Consider the following 16,236-nt stretch of genomic DNA (forward strand, 5'->3'; position numbering starts at 1 on the left):
GCTGTCGCGCGTGGGGTCTCTCCACCCCCCCCCCCCCACACCCCCCCCCCACACCCCCCCCCCCCCCCGGGTGGTGGGGGGGGGGGGGGGGGGGGGGGGGGCGCCCCCCCCCCCCACCCCTGCTCACGCGCCGGTCAGCCGGAGCAGCCCCCGCACTGGCACGGGGAGCCCGACTGGCAGCCGCAGCCGCAGCCCGAGCCGCAGCCGCAGGCGCCGAGCACGGGCAGGAACACCGCCTCGCGCGGCGCCTCCGCCCCGGATTCGGTCGTCATGGGGGATTCGGCCATGAGGGTCCCTCCCTTTCGAGGCGAGCTTCGCCTCCCCCCATTGCATGCCCACTCGGACCGGCGCATCAACGGCGCACCGGCGCCCGTGCGCCTACGCGCCCTCCACCGGCGCGTCCGCGGCCTGCAGCTCGTCCGCGTGCTCACCCGTCACCAGGTACACGACGCGCTTCGCCACCGACACCGCGTGGTCCGCGAACCGCTCGTAGTACCGGCCGAGCAGCGTCACGTCCACGGCCGTCTCGATGCCGTGCTTCCAGCGGTCGTCCATCAGGTGCTGGAAGAGCGTCCGGTGCAGCAGGTCCATCTCGTCGTCGTCCTGCTCCAGCTGGAGCGCCAGGTCGACGTCCTTCGTGATGATGACCTCCGCCGCCTTCGCCATCAGGCGCTGCGCCAGCTGGCCCATCTCCAGGATGGTCGCGTGCAGGTCCCGCGGCACCGCCGTGTCGGGGAAGCGCAGCCGCGCCAGCTTCGCCACGTGCTGCGCCAGGTCGCCGGAGCGCTCCAGGTCGGCGCTCATCCGCAGCGAGGTCACCACGATCCGCAGGTCCGTCGCCACCGGCTGCTGCCGGGCGAGCAGCGCTATCGCCCGCGCCTCCAGGTCGTGCTGGAGGTCGTCGACCTTCTGGTCCGCCGCGATCACGCTCTCCGCGAGCTTGAGATCCGCGTCGAGCATGGCCGTCGTGGCGCGCCCGATCGCCGACCCGACGAGCCGGGCCATCTCGACCAGGCTCTCGCCGATCGAGTCCAGTTCCTCGTGGTACGCGTCCCGCATGGTGTCCCTCTCTACGCAAAGCTCCGGGGTCCGGGTGGGGCTTCGGACCCCCACGCTCCCACGTTCGGCCCCCTGTGCGTCCGGTTCCACCCCCTGATGTGAACCGGCACTTTCCCCCAGGTGAACTCTGGGCGACACGCGCCACCGCGGCCGCCAGGGCAAATGAACCACCCGCGTCTCCACGGTGAACTCTGGGCGACGACTGTTCGAGGAGCCACTCGGACGGCTGGGAGAGTGTCGGCGACCCCGCATAACCTTGGAGCCATGGACGTGAACGCGGCGGTCGCCGCATTGGCAGCGATCGCCGGCGTGTGCACCGGCGTGATCGCCATGCTGGCGTTCCGCTGGAGCGAACGCGACCAGGCGCGACCCACCCGTACCTCACTGCACACCGACGCCGTGCTCCCGCCCGGCGTCGACACCGTGCTGTCCGTGCTGCGCTCCTCCGCGGTCGTTCTCGACGAGAGCGACTCCGTGGTGAAGGCCAGCTCGGCGGCGTACGCCCTCGGCCTGGTCCGCGGCGGCAAACTCGCCGTCGAACCCATGCTCAACATGGCCCGCGACACCCGCCGCGACGGGGAGATACGGCAGGTCGAGCTGGACCTGGCCCGGCGCGGCACCGGACGCGGCGAGGCCCTCGCCGTCTCCGCCCGGGTCGCCCCGCTGGGCTCGCGACTCGTGCTGCTCCTGGTCGAGGACCTCACCGAGGCCCGTCGCATCGAGGCGGTACGGCGCGACTTCGTCGCCAACGTGAGCCATGAGCTCAAGACCCCGACGGGCGCGCTCTCCCTGCTCTCCGAGGCCGTCATGGACGCCTCGGACGACCCCGAGGCGGTCACCCGCTTCGCCGGCCGGATGCAGATCGAGGCGACCCGCCTGACCAACCTCGTACAGGAGCTCATCGACCTCTCCCGCGTCCAGAACGACGACCCGCTGGAGGACTCCGAGCCGGTGTCCGTGGACGAGCTCGTCGCCGAGGCGATCGACCGCTCCCGCCAGCCCGCCTCCACCAAGCAGATCACCATGGTCTCCGGCGGCGCCGCCGACCTCTACGTCTGGGGCAGCAGGGGCCAGCTCGCGGCGGCCCTCGGCAACCTCGTCGAGAACGCCGTCAACTACTCACCGGCCCGTACGCGGGTGGGCATCGCCGCCCGCCACATCGCCGCGCCCGGCGGGGACCTGATCGAGATAGCCGTGACCGACCAGGGCATCGGCATCTCGGAGAAGGACCGCGAGCGGATCTTCGAGCGCTTCTACCGGGTCGACCCGGCCCGCTCCCGTGCCACCGGCGGTACGGGTCTCGGCCTGGCCATCGTCAAGCACGTGGCCGCCTCGCACGGTGGCGAGGTCACCGTCTGGAGCACCGAGGGCCAGGGCTCCACCTTCACCCTGCGGCTGCCCGAGGCGGGCGCCGTACGGGACCGCCGGCCCGCCTCTTCCCCCACCCCAGATCTCATGACCGAACCGCTTCCCGCCCCGGAGGTCCTTCCGTGACCCGAGTGCTCGTCGTCGAGGATGAGGAATCCTTCAGCGACGCCCTGTCGTACATGCTCCGCAAGGAGGGCTTCGAGGTCGCCGTCGCGGCGACCGGGCCCGACGGCCTCGACGAGTTCGAGCGCAACGGAGCCGACCTCGTCCTCCTCGACCTGATGCTTCCGGGCCTGCCCGGTACCGAGGTGTGCCGCCAGCTGCGCGGCCGCTCGAACGTCCCGGTGATCATGGTGACCGCCAAGGACAGCGAGATCGACAAGGTCGTCGGCCTGGAGATAGGAGCCGACGACTACGTGACCAAGCCCTTCTCCTCACGCGAGCTGGTCGCCCGCATCCGCGCGGTGCTGCGGCGCCGCGGGGAGCCGGAGGAGGTCACCCCGGCGGCCCTGGAGGCCGGCCCGGTCCGCATGGACGTCGACCGTCACGTGGTGACGGTCTCGGGCGGCAAGGTCGACCTGCCGCTGAAGGAGTTCGACCTCCTGGAGATGCTGCTGCGCAACGCGGGCCGCGTGCTGACCCGGATGCAGCTCATCGACCGGGTCTGGGGCGCGGACTACGTCGGCGACACCAAGACCCTCGACGTCCACGTCAAGCGCCTCCGCGCGAAGATCGAACCCGACCCGGGCGCGCCGCGCTACCTGGTGACGGTCCGGGGCCTGGGCTACAAGTTCGAGCCGTAGACCGGACCTGTCGCGGGGACGCCGGGCGGAGTCCGGCGCAGCGTCCCGAAGCCCGTGGGGCCCCCTGGGGCCGCGCGGCGCGAGGGGCGCGTCGGGCCGTGTTGCTCGAACCCGACCCGGGCGCGCCGCGCTACCTGGTGACGGTCCGGGGCCTGGGCTACAAGTTCGAGCCGTAGACCGGATCCGTACGTACCGCGCGCATACGCCGAAGGGGCGCCCCCGCGGGGGGCGCCCCTTCGGCGTATCGCGTGCTGCCGTCAGTGGCCGGCCGGCGTCGTCTCGCCCGTGGCCGGGGTCTCCGCGCCGTGCCCGGCGTCGCCCGAGGGGGACGCGGTGGCGCTCGGCGTGGTCTCCGGGGCGGCCGGGGGGGCCGGGACGACGGTCGGGCCGTAGTCCTTGAAGTAGCTCTTCGCCGGGACGACGAACGCGTTCAGGGCGACGTCGCCGGTCCTGCTCAGCTTGAAGACGACCTTCTGCGCGTCGCCGTCACGGGTGGACGAGGCGCCGTTCTCGATCACGGCGGAGGCGTTGCCCGCGCCGCCGATGACGACGGAGCCGTGGGCGGGGACGACGATCCGGCCGGAGCCGTCGGCCGCCTGGAGCTTCACGAGGGAGGCGCTGCCGGGCAGGCGGATCGCGTCGATGGTCTGCGGCAGGCCGCCGTTGTTGAAGACGGTGGCCGAGACGACGGCCGGACCCTTGACACCGGGCTCGGGCTGGGTGATGACCAGCGCGTTCTGGATCTTGACGTCGTCCACGGTGACGGCGGCGTTGTCGGGCCGGATCTCGAGCGTCTGCGCGTCGTTGCCGGCGCCACAGGCGGAGAGCGCGGCGACGGAGAACACGATGGCGGTGGCGGCGAGGGCGCCGCGTCGAAGGCTGCGGCTCACGGCGGCGGCATCTCCTAGGACGTACGGACGGGCGTGGGAACTAAGGGACAGCTAAAGGTGTGTCAGCGCGCTTAGGTTACCGAGCCTCACTCCGCGTCCCGCACCCGACCCGCCCCTAACCGGTCACAGCCGTCCCCGGGTACGCCCACGGGGTGCCCGCCGGGTGCGCTTCCGTCGCCCGCCGCCCGGCGACCCGCGTGGCCGGATCACGACCCATTGACCTGTTGTTCACATAACCGCCTTGATCAATTCGAAGGCGTCGCCGCATTCCTCGGAGCCGCCCCCGCGGAAAATCCCGCTCCGGTGTCGGTTGATGTCCACTGATCAATTCCGGGAATCACCCCGACATGCATCCGCGCGTGTGGTCGATCCTCGAACGGAGTAGGCGGAGAAGGCTGCTCCGAACCAGACAAAACGGGACATCATCCCTCCCTGGAGGCGCCCCTGGTACGTGTAACGTGCGCGTTTCTCTCCGTCCACGCAGCCGCTCCGACCTGCGAATACCGCCCTCCGGAGGCCCTCCGCAGCACGTCCGTGTCACCGTTGTCAAGCCCCGAGATATGCCCTGACCTGCGAAAACGTCATTCAGAAGAAGCCGAATCCGTGTTACCCTGGATAGCCACGGAAGGGGTACCTGTCACATGACGTTCAAGGTTGGCGACACCGTGGTCTATCCCCATCACGGGGCCGCGCTGATCGAGGCCATCGAAACTCGCCAGATCAAAGGCGTGGACAAGACCTACTTGGTGCTCAAGGTCGCGCAGGGCGACCTGACGGTTCGTGTGCCGGCGGACAATGCGGAGTTCGTCGGTGTTCGCGACGTGGTCGGTCAGGACGGGCTGGACCGGGTCTTCGAGGTGCTGCGCGCGCCGTACGCCGAAGAGCCGACGAACTGGTCCCGTCGCTACAAGGCAAATCTCGAGAAGCTCGCCTCCGGCGATGTCATCAAGGTCGCCGAAGTGGTGCGTGACCTGTGGCGTCGTGAGCGCGAGCGCGGACTCTCCGCAGGTGAGAAGCGCATGCTCGCCAAGGCTCGCCAGATCCTGGTGAGCGAGCTGGCTCTCGCGGAGAACACGAACGAGGACAAGGCCGAGGCCCTCCTCGACGAGGTCCTCGCGTCCTGAGCCGCGTTGCCCAAGTGAAGCAGTGAAGCGATGCCGCGGTGCCCGCTGGCGTGCTGTGATCCACACAGTGCTGTCGTCGGGCGCTGCGGCATATCCGCGTACGTTCGCGGAGCGTATGCGTGCGGTCGCACCGGAATACACCGCGCCGCACCGCTGAAGTAACCCGCACCCCCTGAACTTCTCTCCACCCGAACCCCTGTGCCCACGCGGCCACGCCTCGACCGTCGTCACGGAAAGGGCCCGGTCAAGGCGGTGCGTCCGGCACGGTGAGGCCATACCCATGTCGGCCGCGGAAACAAACCTGCCGGAGTGCAACCGATGTCAGACGAAGTGCGTCCCCGTCGTACCGCCGTGGTGATCCCGGCCGCCGGACGGGGCGTGCGCCTCGGTCCGGGCGCCCCGAAGGCGCTCCGCGCGCTGAACGGCACCCCCATGCTGATCCACGCCGTCCGCGCGATGGCCGCCTCCCGCGCGGTCTCGCTCGTCGTGGTCGTCGCGCCCTCCGACGGTGCGGCCGAGGTCAAGAACCTCCTCGACGCCCACGCCCTGCCCGAGCGGACCGACTACCTCGTCGTCCCCGGCGGCGACACCCGCCAGGAGTCGGTCCACCTCGGCCTCAAGGCGCTCCCCGAGGGCATCACCACGGTCCTCGTCCACGACGCGGCCCGCCCCCTGGTGCCCGTCGACACCGTGGACGCCGTCATCGAGGCCGTACGGGACGGGGCCGTCGCCGTCGTGCCCGCGCTGCCCGTCGCCGACACGGTCAAGGAGGTCGAGCCGGCCGGGAGGCCGGGCGACCCCGAGCAGGTCGTCGCGACCCCGGTCCGCGCCCGCCTCCGCGCCGTCCAGACCCCGCAGGGCTTCGACCACGACACCCTGGTCGACGCCCACGCCACCATCGCCCTCACCGGTGACGGCGCCACCGACGACGCCGGCATGGTCGAGCGGCTCGGTGCGCCCGTCGTCGTCGTGCCCGGCCACGAAGAGGCGTTCAAGGTGACCCGCCCCCTCGACCTCGTCCTCGCCGAGGCCGTACTCGCCCGCAGGAGGGCCAACGATGGCTTCTGACCGACCCGTCCTTCCCCGTACCGGCATCGGCACGGACGTCCACGCCTTCGAGAAGGGCCGCGAACTCTGGTGCGCGGGCCTCCTCTGGGAGGGCGAGGAGTACGGCCTCGCCGGGCACTCCGACGGTGACGTCGCGGCCCACGCCGCGTGCGACGCGCTCTTCTCCGCCGCCGGGATCGGCGACCTCGGCGCCCACTTCGGCACCTCGCGCCCCGAGTGGTCCGGCGCCTCCGGCGTCACCCTGCTCGCCGAGGCCGCCCGGATCGTCCGCGCCGAGGGGTACGAGATCGGCAACATCGCCGTCCAGGTCGTCGGCGTCCGCCCCAAGGTCGGCAAGCGGCGCGAGGAGGCGCAGAAGGCGCTCGGCGCAGCGGCGGGCGCCCCCGTCTCGGTCTCCGGCACCACGACGGACGGACTCGGCCTCACCGGCCGGGCCGAGGGTCTCGCCGCCCTCGCGACCGCGCTCGTGTACCCCGTCGGCACGCCGTAGTGCGCCGGGCGCGGTGAAAAACGTCATCGGTGACCCCGATCAGGTCGCGGGGCACTACCACACGCCCACTACCCTGGAGTGGTGACTATTCGCCTGTACGACACCAGCGCCCGGCAGATCCGTGACTTCACCCCGCTCACGCCGGGCTGCGTCTCGATCTACCTCTGTGGTGCCACCGTCCAGGCGGCCCCGCACATCGGTCACATCCGGTCGGGGCTGAACTTCGACATCATGCGCCGCTGGTTCGCGTACCGCGGCTACGACGTCACGTTCATCCGCAACGTCACCGACATCGACGACAAGATCATCAGGAAGGGCGCCGAGCAGGGCCGCCCCTGGTGGTCCATCGGCTTCGAGAACGAGCGTGCGTTCAACGCCGGTTACGAGGCGCTCGGCTGCCTCCCGCCGAGCTACGAGCCCCGCGCCACCGGTCACGTCCCCGAGATGATCGAGATGATGCGGGGTCTGATCGAGCGCGGCCACGCCTACGAGGCGGACGGCAGCGTCTACTTCGACGTGCGCTCCTTCCCGGGGTACCTGGAGCTGTCCAACCAGGACATCGACGACCTCCGCCAGCCCTCCGAGGACGGCATCACCGGCAAGCGCGACCCGCGCGACTTCGCCATGTGGAAGGCGACCAAGCCGGGCGAGCCCGACTGGGAGACCCCGTGGGGCCGCGGCCGTCCCGGCTGGCACCTGGAGTGCTCGGCGATGGCCCACAAGTACCTGGGCTCCGCCTTCGACATCCACGGCGGCGGCCTCGACCTGATCTTCCCGCACCACGAGAACGAGATCGCCCAGGCCAAGGCCTTCGGCGACGAGTTCGCGCGGTACTGGGTGCACAACGCCTGGGTCACCATGAGCGGCGAGAAGATGTCGAAGTCGCTGGGCAACAGCGTCCTCGTCTCCGAGATGGTGAAGAACTGGCGCCCCATCGTCCTGCGCTACTACCTGGGCACCCCGCACTACCGGTCGATGATCGAGTACAGCGAGGAGTCCCTGCGCGAGGCCGAGTCGGCGTTCGCCCGCATCGAGGGCTTCGTCCAGCGCGCCACCGAGAAGGCCGGGACGACCGTCGCCCCCGCCGCCGAGGTGCCGCCGGCCTTCGCCGAGGCCATGGACGACGACCTGGGCGTGCCGCACGCGCTGGCGATCATCCACACCACCGTCCGCCAGGGCAACAGCGCCCTCGCCGCGGACGACAAGGACGAGGCCATCGCCCGCCTCGCCGAGGTCCGCGCCATGCTCGGCGTCCTCGGCCTGGACCCCCTCGACCCGCACTGGGCCGAGGAGACCGGTGGCGGCGAGGAGCTCCACGGCGTCGTCGACACCCTCGTACGGCTCGTGCTCCAGCAGCGGGAGTCGGCGCGCGAGCGCAAGGACTGGGCGACCGCGGACGCGATCCGCGACCAGCTGAGTCAGTCCGGCCTCGCCATCGAGGACAGCCCCGACGGCCCCCGCTGGACGCTGGGCAACCGTTAGAAGACGTGCCGCTCGGGACTCCGGGCGGCACACTTCAGTTACAGACTTTGTACGTCAGCAGAGGAAACAGGTAGTCATGGCCGGGAACAGCCAGCGCAGGAACCGTCGCACGTCGAACAAGAAGGGTGCGACGGTCGGCAGCGGTGGCCAGCGGCGCAAGGGCCTCGAAGGCAAGGGCCCGACCCCCAAGGCCGAGGACCGCAAGGGCCACAAGGCGTACCGCGTCTCGAACGCGATGGCCCGGCAGGCGGCCAAGCGCCGCCCCGCGCCCCGCCGCGGCGGCCCCAAGGGCGCCAGCGAGATGGTCGTCGGCCGCAACCCGGTCTTCGAGGCGCTGCGCGACGGCGTGCCCGCGACCACGCTGTACGTGCAGCAGTTCATCGACAACGACGAGCGCGTGCGCGAGGCCCTCCAGCTCGCCGGCGCGCGCGGCAACATCAACCTGATGGAAGCCCCGCGGCCCGAGCTCGACCGCATGACCAACGGGCTGAACCACCAGGGTCTGGTCCTGCAGGTCCCGCCGTACGAGTACGCGCACCCCGAGGACCTCGCGGCGGCCGCCTACGACGACCACGAGGACCCGCTGATCGTCGCCCTCGACGGCGTCACCGACCCGCGCAACCTCGGTGCGATCGTCCGCTCCGTGTCCGCCTTCGCGGGCCACGGCGTGGTCATCCCCGAGCGCCGCGCGGCCGGCATGACCGCCGGTGCCTGGAAGACCTCCGCCGGCACCGCGGCGCGCACCCCGGTCGCCCGGGTCACCAACCTGACCCGCGCGCTGCAGGAGTACAAGAAGGCCGGGATCGCCGTCGTCGGCCTGGCCGCCGAGGGCACGCACGAGGTGCAGGACCTGGAGGCGCTCGGCGGCCCGGTCGTCATCGTCGTCGGCTCCGAGGGCAAGGGCCTGTCGCGCCTCGTCGGCGAGACCTGCGACTACCTCGTCCGCATCCCGATGCCGGGCGGCGCCGAGTCGCTCAACGCCGGCGTCGCCGCCGGTGTCGTCCTCTACGAGGCGTCCCGCCGCCGCCGGGGCTGAGCCCGTACCGTCGTCCCCGCGCCCGCCTCAGGCCGTCAGGCCTGCCAGGCGGGCGCGGGTCATCACGGCGATGGTGAAGCCGTCCGTGATCCGCCCGTCGGCGATCATGGCCTCGGCCTCCGCGAACGGCACGGCCAGCGAGCCGCGGATGCCCGCGCCGGTCTCCAGGCGCCCCACCGCGTCGATCCGGGCGGCGAAGAGCAGCACCCGGTCGCCGGTGATGCCCGAATCGGGGTGCACCGCGCCGAGCGGGACCAGCTCCCGGACCGTCGCGCCGATCTCCTCCTGGAGCTCCTTCGCGGCGTTCGCCGCGTCCGAGAGCCCCGCCGTGCCGAATCCGCGGGGCACCTCCCAGTGCCAGGACCGGGTCGCGTGCCGGAAGTGCTCGACCAGCACGACCCGGTCGCCGAGGAACGGCAGCACGACGCACCCCTGCTCGGCGGTGGCGCTCACCGAGCGGATGTACGCACCGGTGCGGCCGCCGGGGAAGCGGACCGCGTCCCGTACGAGGAGCACGTACGGGTCCTGGTAGACCACCCCGCCGGCGGCCTCGACGGCTTCCGGTTCCGTCAGGATCTCGATCCCGCCCGGCTCGTTGCGGAACAGCGCGGGCCGCTCGGCGCGCAGCTGTTCATACCGTCGTACCGGTTCGCCACTCATGGGTCTCGCTCCTCCTAGTCGTCCCGGGCCTGCTGATCGGCCTGGATGCCGTGCGGCGACCGCGTGCTCCCGACGAACTCGACGCCGGACACGGCCTGGATGGTCGCCCAGTCCTTCTTCAGGTTGCCCAGCCGCAGCGTCGGCAATGTCAGGGAGTGCCCGAGGCCGGCGCGGCGGGTCCGGGCGGCCTTGTCCCAGAACTCCAGACGGACGCTCAGCGCGCCGCCCACCGCCGTCAGCATCCCGATGGCGCCCTGCACCACGGTGACCGGTTCACCGCTCGCGATCTGGACCGCGACGCCGCCGGACTCCAGCACGAGGACCGTGGAGATCTCCCGGGTGAGGCCCTCGCGCGAGCGTCCGGCCCGGCGTGCCGTCCGCAGCATCCGGGCGTGGTCCCGGGCGATCGTGGCCGTCCGGTCCGTGAACTCGTCGCCGTCCGGGATGCGTCCGCCCCGGAAGCTGTCGTGCAGGAACGTGTCCAGGGAGGTGATGTACGTCCGCCACTCGCCGGTCTCGCGCAGGGCGACGACGTCGGCGAGCGTGAGGCCGGCGTACGAGTTGGGGCCGTCGACCGACCGGTGCAGGGAGTCGGCGACCAGGTTCCGGATCAGCAGGCCGACGGCCTCCGGGTCCTGTGCCCGCGCCTGCGGCGAGACGTCCTCCTGGAGCGCGCGGCGGGGCGGCGACCCGGGCGGTGTCAGGGCGACGAGCCCGCTGGCGTCGGGTATGCCCAGGTTGTACATGAGGTCGATCAGCTGCTTCGCCGGGACGATGTCGGCGCCGTCCCGCAGCAGGTTCAGGTACGGGTCGGTGCCCGGTCGCGTCAGGAACTCCTTGTAGACCGCGTTCCGGGTGATGGGGAGGGAGGGGTCCTGGTCGGACGCCCAGCGGCCGACGTCCTGGAGGATGCCCGTCTTCATCGCCTCGGCCAGTTCCCGCGGGATCCCGAGGTCCATCGCGAGTTCCTCGGGGTTCAGCCACTTCAGTCCCGGCATCAGCCGGGTGAAGCGCCTGCTGATGCGCTCGGCGCCGGCCCGGTTCGCGTCCTCGTCCCAGTCGAGCCGGACGAACGCCGGGTCGGACTCCTCCGTGATGAGGCGGCGCCAGGCGTACCCGGCGGCCTGGTCGTGCGCGAAGGCGAACTCCTCCGTCCCGTCCCGCTCCATGAAGAGGTACGGGACCACGGCCCGGTCGTGCAGGAGGCGGGCGAACGCGGTGCGCTCGTCCGGGTCGGCGTGGGGGCCGAAGTTCCCGTACAGGGCCTCGTTGTTGAGGAAGAACGCGCGGTTGACCACCAGGGTCCCGCTGTTGACGAGGGCCCGGCGCAGTTCGGCGGAGGTGGCGGCGACGGCGCCGGGCGTCCGCCGCGGGGCGTTCCTCTCCTGGCGGCCCTCGGCGAGGTCCGCCGGCAGCCACTGGTTGTCGAGCGCCTGGGCGACGACGGGGTAGTGGGTCAGGTCCGAGAAGACGAGCTGGTTGGCCCTTCGGGCCGGTTCCGGGGTCCGCTGGTTCGGAATCCGACCCTCCGCCTCCGGCTGGGTGTCGTCGTCCGGACCGTCCTGGACGGGACTGGTCATGCTGTCGCTCCCCTCGACTCGCATCGCGCGTATCGCGCGTAACTCAAAGTAAACTGACGGGTCGCCAGCGAACAACGGTTCCACGGGGGCCGCCCCGCCCGACCGCGGTGATCTTGACGGGTCTCGGACATTTGGCAACTGTCAAAGCAGTGTCCTAACCGCGCGTCACTCGGTTAGATGAGTGTGGACACCAGAACGCCCCGGCCGGGGTTCGACGATCAGCCCGCGCTGAGCATGGTCAAGGTGGATTCCGATCCCGCCCAGGTGATCGTGAACCACGCCAGCTTCCGTGTGCGGCTCGCGCCGGCCCCGCAGCCGAAGTTCGCGGCCCGTACCGCCGCCCTGTCCGGAGTGGGGGCGGGCGGCCCGCGCCGTCGGCCCGTCGTGTGGACCGGGAAGTCCTCGCCGGGCGCGACCGGTCTCCTGCAGGCCGTGCGCGAGTCCTCCGTCTCCACGCTGGAACCCGTCGGCCACGGCGGCCACGGCGTCGGCGACACCCAGGCCATCCCGCGCATCGACACCACCATGGCGCACCCCGCGGTGCCCGGTGAGGCCCCGCCGCCCCTGCTGCCGCCGATGCGCCGCGCCGAGGGCGCCTACGACGAGCTGTACGACCTGCGGCCGGAGCCGGACGAGCCGTACGGGGACGACGAACCGCAGGGCCGCGCCGCGCAGCGGCACGGACAGGACAGCGTCCGGCACGCCTACTACCCCGGCCGCCGCATGAACCTCGGCGTCGTCCTCCTCCCGCTGCGCGTCTTCCTCGGCTTCATCTCCATCTACGCGGGCATGGGCAAGCTCTGCGACCCCGTCTACTTCGACGGCGGGGAGCGCGGCTCCATGGTGAAGTGGCTCAACTCCCTGCACCCCTGGGGCCTCGCCGAACCGCTGCGCGACTTCGCCCTCCAGCACCCCGTCGGCGCCGGACTCACCGTCGCCTTCCTCCAGGTCGTCGTCGGCGTCCTCACCGTCCTCGGACTCTGGCAGCGCGTGGCGGCCGTCGTCGGCGGCCTGCTGTCCGCCGCCCTGCTCCTGACCGTCAGCTGGAAGACGGTCCCGGTCTACGACTCCGCCGACATCATCTACCTCGCCGCCTGGTCCCCGCTGATCATCGCCGGCGCCCCGGTCTACTCCCTCGACGGCCGTCTCGCCGGGGAGGCCTGGCGCACCCTCGGGCCCCGCGCCGAGCTCTGGGACCTCCGCCGCCGCGTCACCCGCCGCAGCACCCTCCTCGCCGCGGTCGTCGTCGGCCTCACCCTCCTCGTCGGCTCGGTCCTCGGCGGCGCCGTCCGGTCCACCGAGATGGTCACCGTCCCGGGCCCCAACGACGACCCGATCAACCACCTCCCCGGCCGGCCGCTGCCGCAGGAGCCGACCCGCCAGGCGCCCTCGAAGGCCGCCTCGACCGCGCCCGAGCCCGCCGCCGCGACCACCGAGCCGCCCGCGCGGCGCGAGGAGACGAAGGAGGCCGCCCGGCCCACCGAGACGACCCGCGAGTCCACCCGGACCCAGGAGCAGCGGCCGACGGCCACCCAGGGCACGAGCACCGGCGGCGGCGGCAGCCGTACGCCCACGCAGTCGAAGCCGGCGCCCCCGCCGTCCACGAGCGACACGCCGAGCACCAGCGGCGGCACGTCGGGCGACGGTTCGTCCGGATCCACCAGCACCCCGCCGGAGAGCGGCGGCTCGACGTCGGGCGGCGCGCGGAACCCGATCGGCGGCCTGCTCGGCTGATCCACGGGCACGGGAAAGGGCGGCACCGCTTCTCCGGCGGTGCCGCCCTTCTCGTACGGGCGGGGTGCCGCCCTTCTCGTGCGCCCGCCCGTCAGGCCTTCTGGGCGGCCAGCTCCTTGGCGGCCTCCGTCAGGTCCTTGGCGGTGTCGATGGCCCTCCAGTACGCGCCCTGGGGCAGCGGGAAGCCCGCCAGGCGCCGCTCGCGGGCGAGCCGGGGGAAGGTGGTCCGCTCGTGGTCGCCGAGGTCGGGGAGGAGCTCCGTGAAGTCCGCGGAGAAGACGTACACGCCCGCGTTGATCAGGAACGGCGAGGGCGGCGCCTCGATGAAGTCGGTGATGTGCCCGAAGGTGTCGGTCTCGACGGCGCCCCACGGGATCCGGGGGCGGGCCAGGGCGAGCGTCGCGAGGGCGTCCCGCTCGGCGTGGAAGGCGGCCATCTCGCGCAGCGAGAAGCGGGTCCAGATGTCGCCGTTGGTGGCGTACCAGGGCTGGTCCGGGGCGGGCAGGTGCGCGGCGGCGTACTTGAGGCCGCCGCCGCGGCCCAGGGGCTCGCTCTCGACCACCGTGGTCACCTTCAGGGGCAGGTTCGCGGAGTCGAGCCACTCCTGGAGCACCTCGGCGAGGTGTCCGCAGGAGACGACGGCGTCGGTCACGCCCTCGGCGGCCAGCCAGGAAAGCTGATGGCCGATGATCGGGGTCCCGGTGCCCGGGATCTCGACCATCGGCTTGGGGCGGTCGTCGGTGTACGGGCGGAGCCGTGAGCCCTGGCCGCCCGCCAGGACCACGGCCTGCGTCGGAGTGGTGTGCATACGGGGAACGATAGGCGCCCGGTATGCGGCGGGGCGTTCAGCTCGCGGCCCTTCCCCCGGCGATCGGTCAGCTCGCCCGCATCACGCCGGTCGCGTACGACGTGTCGCAGACCGGACGGGAGAAGGACTGGGCGCGGGAGGGCCCGTACTGCTCGACGGCGGCGCGGCCGAGGGCGCGGGCGATGGAGAAGCAGTGCTTGGCCAGGGAGGGCCGGTTCTCCACCTCGCGCTGGAGGTGGGTGAGGGCCGTGCCGGGGTCCTTCTCCTGAAGCTCGGCGAGGAGCTGGTCGCGGAGAATATCCTGGGGGGCACGGGACTTGGCCCGGACGGAGACCTCCGTGGAGGACGCCGTCAGCTGGGTCCCGGAGTCCTGGCCGGCCCACGGAACGGCGGACACCGCGAGCGTTCCCGAGAGCACCAGGACGACGGGCAGGACGAGGGCGAGAGAGCGGCCGATTCGGCGGGCAGTGTGCGTCACGCAGGCGAGCGTAGCGGCCGGTAGTGATATGGCGACATTTAGTCACTCTCGCGGGGGATGGTTCGAGGCGGCTTTTCGAATCCCGTGTTGACGCCGGGGCCCGGACGGGGCCCCGTATGCCGGGGTTTTGCGGGGTTGGCCCGTTGTTCGCCCGTTTAAACGAACGGCCCCGCGTCTGCAAGAGACGCGGGGCCGTACGGCTGTGCTCGGGGGGCGGTGTCAGTCGCTGAGGCGGGCGCCCGTCGAGGTCGAGAAGACGTGCAGCTCGTCGGCGCGCGGCACGACGTGCAGCGTGGAGCCCTTGGCGGGCACGTCACGGCCGCCGACGCGGACCACCAGGTCCTTGTCCTCGCCGCCGACGCGGGTGGCGCCGTACACGAAGCCGTCGGAGCCGAGCTCCTCGACGACGTTGACCGTGACGGCCAGGCCGTCCTTCGAGGTCGCGCTCTGCACGTCGAAGTGCTCGGGGCGGACGCCGACGGTCACGGTGGTGTCGCCGGCGGCGGAGGCGGCCGCGATGGCGTCACGGGTCACCGGGACGACGCTGCTGCCGAACTTCACGCCGCCGTCGACGATCGGGACCTCGATCAGGTTCATGGCCGGGGAGCCGATGAAGCCGGCGACGAAGAGGTTGGCGGGCTTGTCGTACATGTTGCGCGGCGAGTCGACCTGCTGGAGCAGACCGTCCTTGAGGACGGCGACGCGGTCGCCCATGGTGAGGGCCTCGGTCTGGTCGTGCGTGACGTAGACCGTGGTGATGCCCAGGCGGCGCTGGAGGCCCGCGATCTGCGTACGGGTCGAGACGCGGAGCTTGGCGTCGAGGTTCGACAGCGGCTCGTCCATGAGGAAGACCTGCGGCTCGCGGACGATGGCGCGGCCCATCGCGACGCGCTGGCGCTGACCGCCGGAGAGCGCCTTCGGCTTGCGGTCCAGGTACTCGGTGAGGTCGAGGATCTTCGCGGCCTCTTCGACCTTGGCGCGGATCTCGGACTTGTTCACGCCGGCGATCTTCAGGGCGAAGCCCATGTTGTCGGCGACGGTCATGTGCGGGTACAGCGCGTAGTTCTGGAACACCATCGCGATGTCCCGGTCCTTCGGCGGCAGGTGCGTGACGTCGCGGTCGCCGATGCGGATGGAGCCGGCGTTGACGTCCTCCAGACCCGCGAGCATGCGCAGGGAGGTCGACTTGCCGCAGCCGGAGGGGCCGACGAGGACGAGGAACTCGCCGTCCGCGATCTCGATGTCGAGCTGGTCGACGGAGGGCTTGGTGGCACCCGGGTAGACCCGGGTGGCCTTGTCGAACGTGACGGAAGCCATGGTGATGTGTCCCTTCACCGGCAGGAACGTGCCGGACGATCCGAGTAAAGGAAGGATTGAGGTCTAGTCCACCTGGGTGAACTGGAGGTGACGCTACCTTCCGGTGCCCGATCTGTCAGCACTCGCGGGGCCGTGAGATTTCCGACCGCCGCCGGGGCCGGGTTGGTTACACTTCACTCGCTGCCGCCTTAGCTCAGTTGGCTAGAGCGCTTGACTTGTAATCTTGAGGTCGTCGGTTCGATTCCGACAGGCGGCTCTGTGACGGCTGTATCTTATACACATAAGACGCTGCCGACGAAAATTATAGTGTATATAACCAGTCTCTTATAAACAAAAAAC

Annotated in this window: 16 protein-coding genes and 1 tRNA gene; 9 read left to right on the top strand and 8 right to left on the bottom strand. The window is 71.5% G+C overall.

The features are described 5' to 3' along the window. Nucleotides 1–134: 134 nt before the first annotated feature. Together ACFV2S_RS37000 and phoU are read right to left on the bottom strand one after the other, a co-directional pair. Complete coding sequence (locus tag ACFV2S_RS37000) at nt 135–287, bottom strand: hypothetical protein (protein WP_190107204.1); 153 nt, start codon at nt 285–287, stop codon at nt 135–137. Nucleotides 288–378: 91 nt separating this feature from the next. Beyond that, nucleotides 379–1,059, bottom strand: coding sequence for a phosphate signaling complex protein PhoU (phoU, locus tag ACFV2S_RS37005; RefSeq protein WP_033203724.1), 681 nt, complete (start codon nt 1,057–1,059; stop codon nt 379–381). A 264-nt stretch (nt 1,060–1,323) separates the two neighbouring features. Between phoU and ACFV2S_RS37010 the strand changes: the two genes are divergently transcribed. Both ACFV2S_RS37010 and ACFV2S_RS37015 read left to right on the top strand, forming a co-directional pair. Next, nucleotides 1,324–2,553: a sensor histidine kinase gene (locus ACFV2S_RS37010; protein ID WP_385570457.1), complete on the top strand. Its 1,230-nt coding sequence runs from the start codon at nt 1,324–1,326 to the stop codon at nt 2,551–2,553. Then, nucleotides 2,550–3,230: a response regulator transcription factor gene (locus ACFV2S_RS37015; RefSeq protein ID WP_017242433.1), complete on the top strand. Its 681-nt coding sequence runs from the start codon at nt 2,550–2,552 to the stop codon at nt 3,228–3,230. The genes ACFV2S_RS37010 and ACFV2S_RS37015 overlap by 4 nt, the downstream gene beginning before the upstream one ends. Nucleotides 3,231–3,487: 257 nt before the next feature. Here ACFV2S_RS37015 and ACFV2S_RS37020 read toward each other — a convergent pair whose 3' ends face one another. After that, nucleotides 3,488–4,120, bottom strand: a complete 633-nt coding sequence (locus ACFV2S_RS37020; protein WP_385570460.1) for a DUF461 domain-containing protein — start codon at nt 4,118–4,120, stop codon at nt 3,488–3,490. 641 nt (nt 4,121–4,761) lie between these two features. Between ACFV2S_RS37020 and ACFV2S_RS37025 the strand changes: the two genes are divergently transcribed. The 5 genes from ACFV2S_RS37025 to rlmB all read left to right on the top strand — a co-directional run bounded on the left by ACFV2S_RS37025 (nt 4,762) and on the right by rlmB (nt 9,320). After that, nucleotides 4,762–5,244, top strand: a complete 483-nt coding sequence (locus ACFV2S_RS37025; RefSeq protein WP_003953493.1) for a CarD family transcriptional regulator — start codon at nt 4,762–4,764, stop codon at nt 5,242–5,244. Nucleotides 5,245–5,562: 318 nt separating this feature from the next. After that, entirely contained in the window at nt 5,563–6,312 is a 750-nt protein-coding gene (gene ispD, locus ACFV2S_RS37030; RefSeq protein WP_383800808.1) for a 2-C-methyl-D-erythritol 4-phosphate cytidylyltransferase, read from the top strand. Further along, nucleotides 6,302–6,802: a 2-C-methyl-D-erythritol 2,4-cyclodiphosphate synthase gene (ispF, locus tag ACFV2S_RS37035; protein ID WP_385570466.1), complete on the top strand. Its 501-nt coding sequence runs from the start codon at nt 6,302–6,304 to the stop codon at nt 6,800–6,802. Before ispD ends, ispF begins: the two co-directional genes overlap by 11 nt. Nucleotides 6,803–6,883: 81 nt before the next feature. Then, nucleotides 6,884–8,284, top strand: coding sequence for a cysteine--tRNA ligase (gene cysS, locus ACFV2S_RS37040; RefSeq protein WP_385570469.1), 1,401 nt, complete (start codon nt 6,884–6,886; stop codon nt 8,282–8,284). Nucleotides 8,285–8,360: 76 nt separating this feature from the next. Then, nucleotides 8,361–9,320 (top strand): 23S rRNA (guanosine(2251)-2'-O)-methyltransferase RlmB, encoded by a 960-nt coding sequence (gene rlmB, locus ACFV2S_RS37045; protein WP_385570472.1) that lies wholly within the window; start codon nt 8,361–8,363, stop codon nt 9,318–9,320. Between the two features lie 27 nt (nt 9,321–9,347). Here rlmB and ACFV2S_RS37050 read toward each other — a convergent pair whose 3' ends face one another. Continuing rightward, a complete protein-coding gene (locus ACFV2S_RS37050; protein WP_385570475.1) occupies nt 9,348–9,980 on the bottom strand; it encodes an NUDIX hydrolase in 633 nt (210 codons plus the stop codon). Nucleotides 9,981–9,994: 14 nt separating this feature from the next. After that, nucleotides 9,995–11,560 (bottom strand): hypothetical protein, encoded by a 1,566-nt coding sequence (locus ACFV2S_RS37055; RefSeq protein ID WP_385570479.1) that lies wholly within the window; start codon nt 11,558–11,560, stop codon nt 9,995–9,997. Nucleotides 11,561–11,737: 177 nt separating this feature from the next. Between ACFV2S_RS37055 and ACFV2S_RS37060 the strand changes: the two genes are divergently transcribed. After that, on the top strand, nt 11,738–13,294 hold the full coding sequence (locus tag ACFV2S_RS37060) for a DoxX family membrane protein (protein WP_385570483.1): 1,557 nt from the start codon (nt 11,738–11,740) through the stop codon (nt 13,292–13,294). Nucleotides 13,295–13,385: 91 nt separating this feature from the next. Here the strand turns inward: ACFV2S_RS37060 and ACFV2S_RS37065 are convergent, their stop codons facing one another. From ACFV2S_RS37065 to ACFV2S_RS37075, 3 genes are all read right to left on the bottom strand, one after another. After that, nucleotides 13,386–14,102 (bottom strand): NDP-sugar synthase, encoded by a 717-nt coding sequence (locus ACFV2S_RS37065; protein ID WP_383801252.1) that lies wholly within the window; start codon nt 14,100–14,102, stop codon nt 13,386–13,388. Between the two features lie 67 nt (nt 14,103–14,169). Beyond that, nucleotides 14,170–14,580 (bottom strand): hypothetical protein, encoded by a 411-nt coding sequence (locus ACFV2S_RS37070; RefSeq protein ID WP_383801255.1) that lies wholly within the window; start codon nt 14,578–14,580, stop codon nt 14,170–14,172. A gap of 219 nt (nt 14,581–14,799) precedes the next feature. After that, nucleotides 14,800–15,897, bottom strand: a complete 1,098-nt coding sequence (locus ACFV2S_RS37075; RefSeq protein ID WP_383801257.1) for an ABC transporter ATP-binding protein — start codon at nt 15,895–15,897, stop codon at nt 14,800–14,802. Between the two features lie 182 nt (nt 15,898–16,079). Here ACFV2S_RS37075 and ACFV2S_RS37080 point away from each other — a divergent pair. Then, nucleotides 16,080–16,153 (top strand) — tRNA-Thr (locus tag ACFV2S_RS37080). Nucleotides 16,154–16,236: the final 83 nt, after the last annotated feature.

The organism is Streptomyces sp. NPDC059695 (assembly GCF_042733785.1).
Classification (GTDB): domain Bacteria; phylum Actinomycetota; class Actinomycetes; order Streptomycetales; family Streptomycetaceae; genus Streptomyces.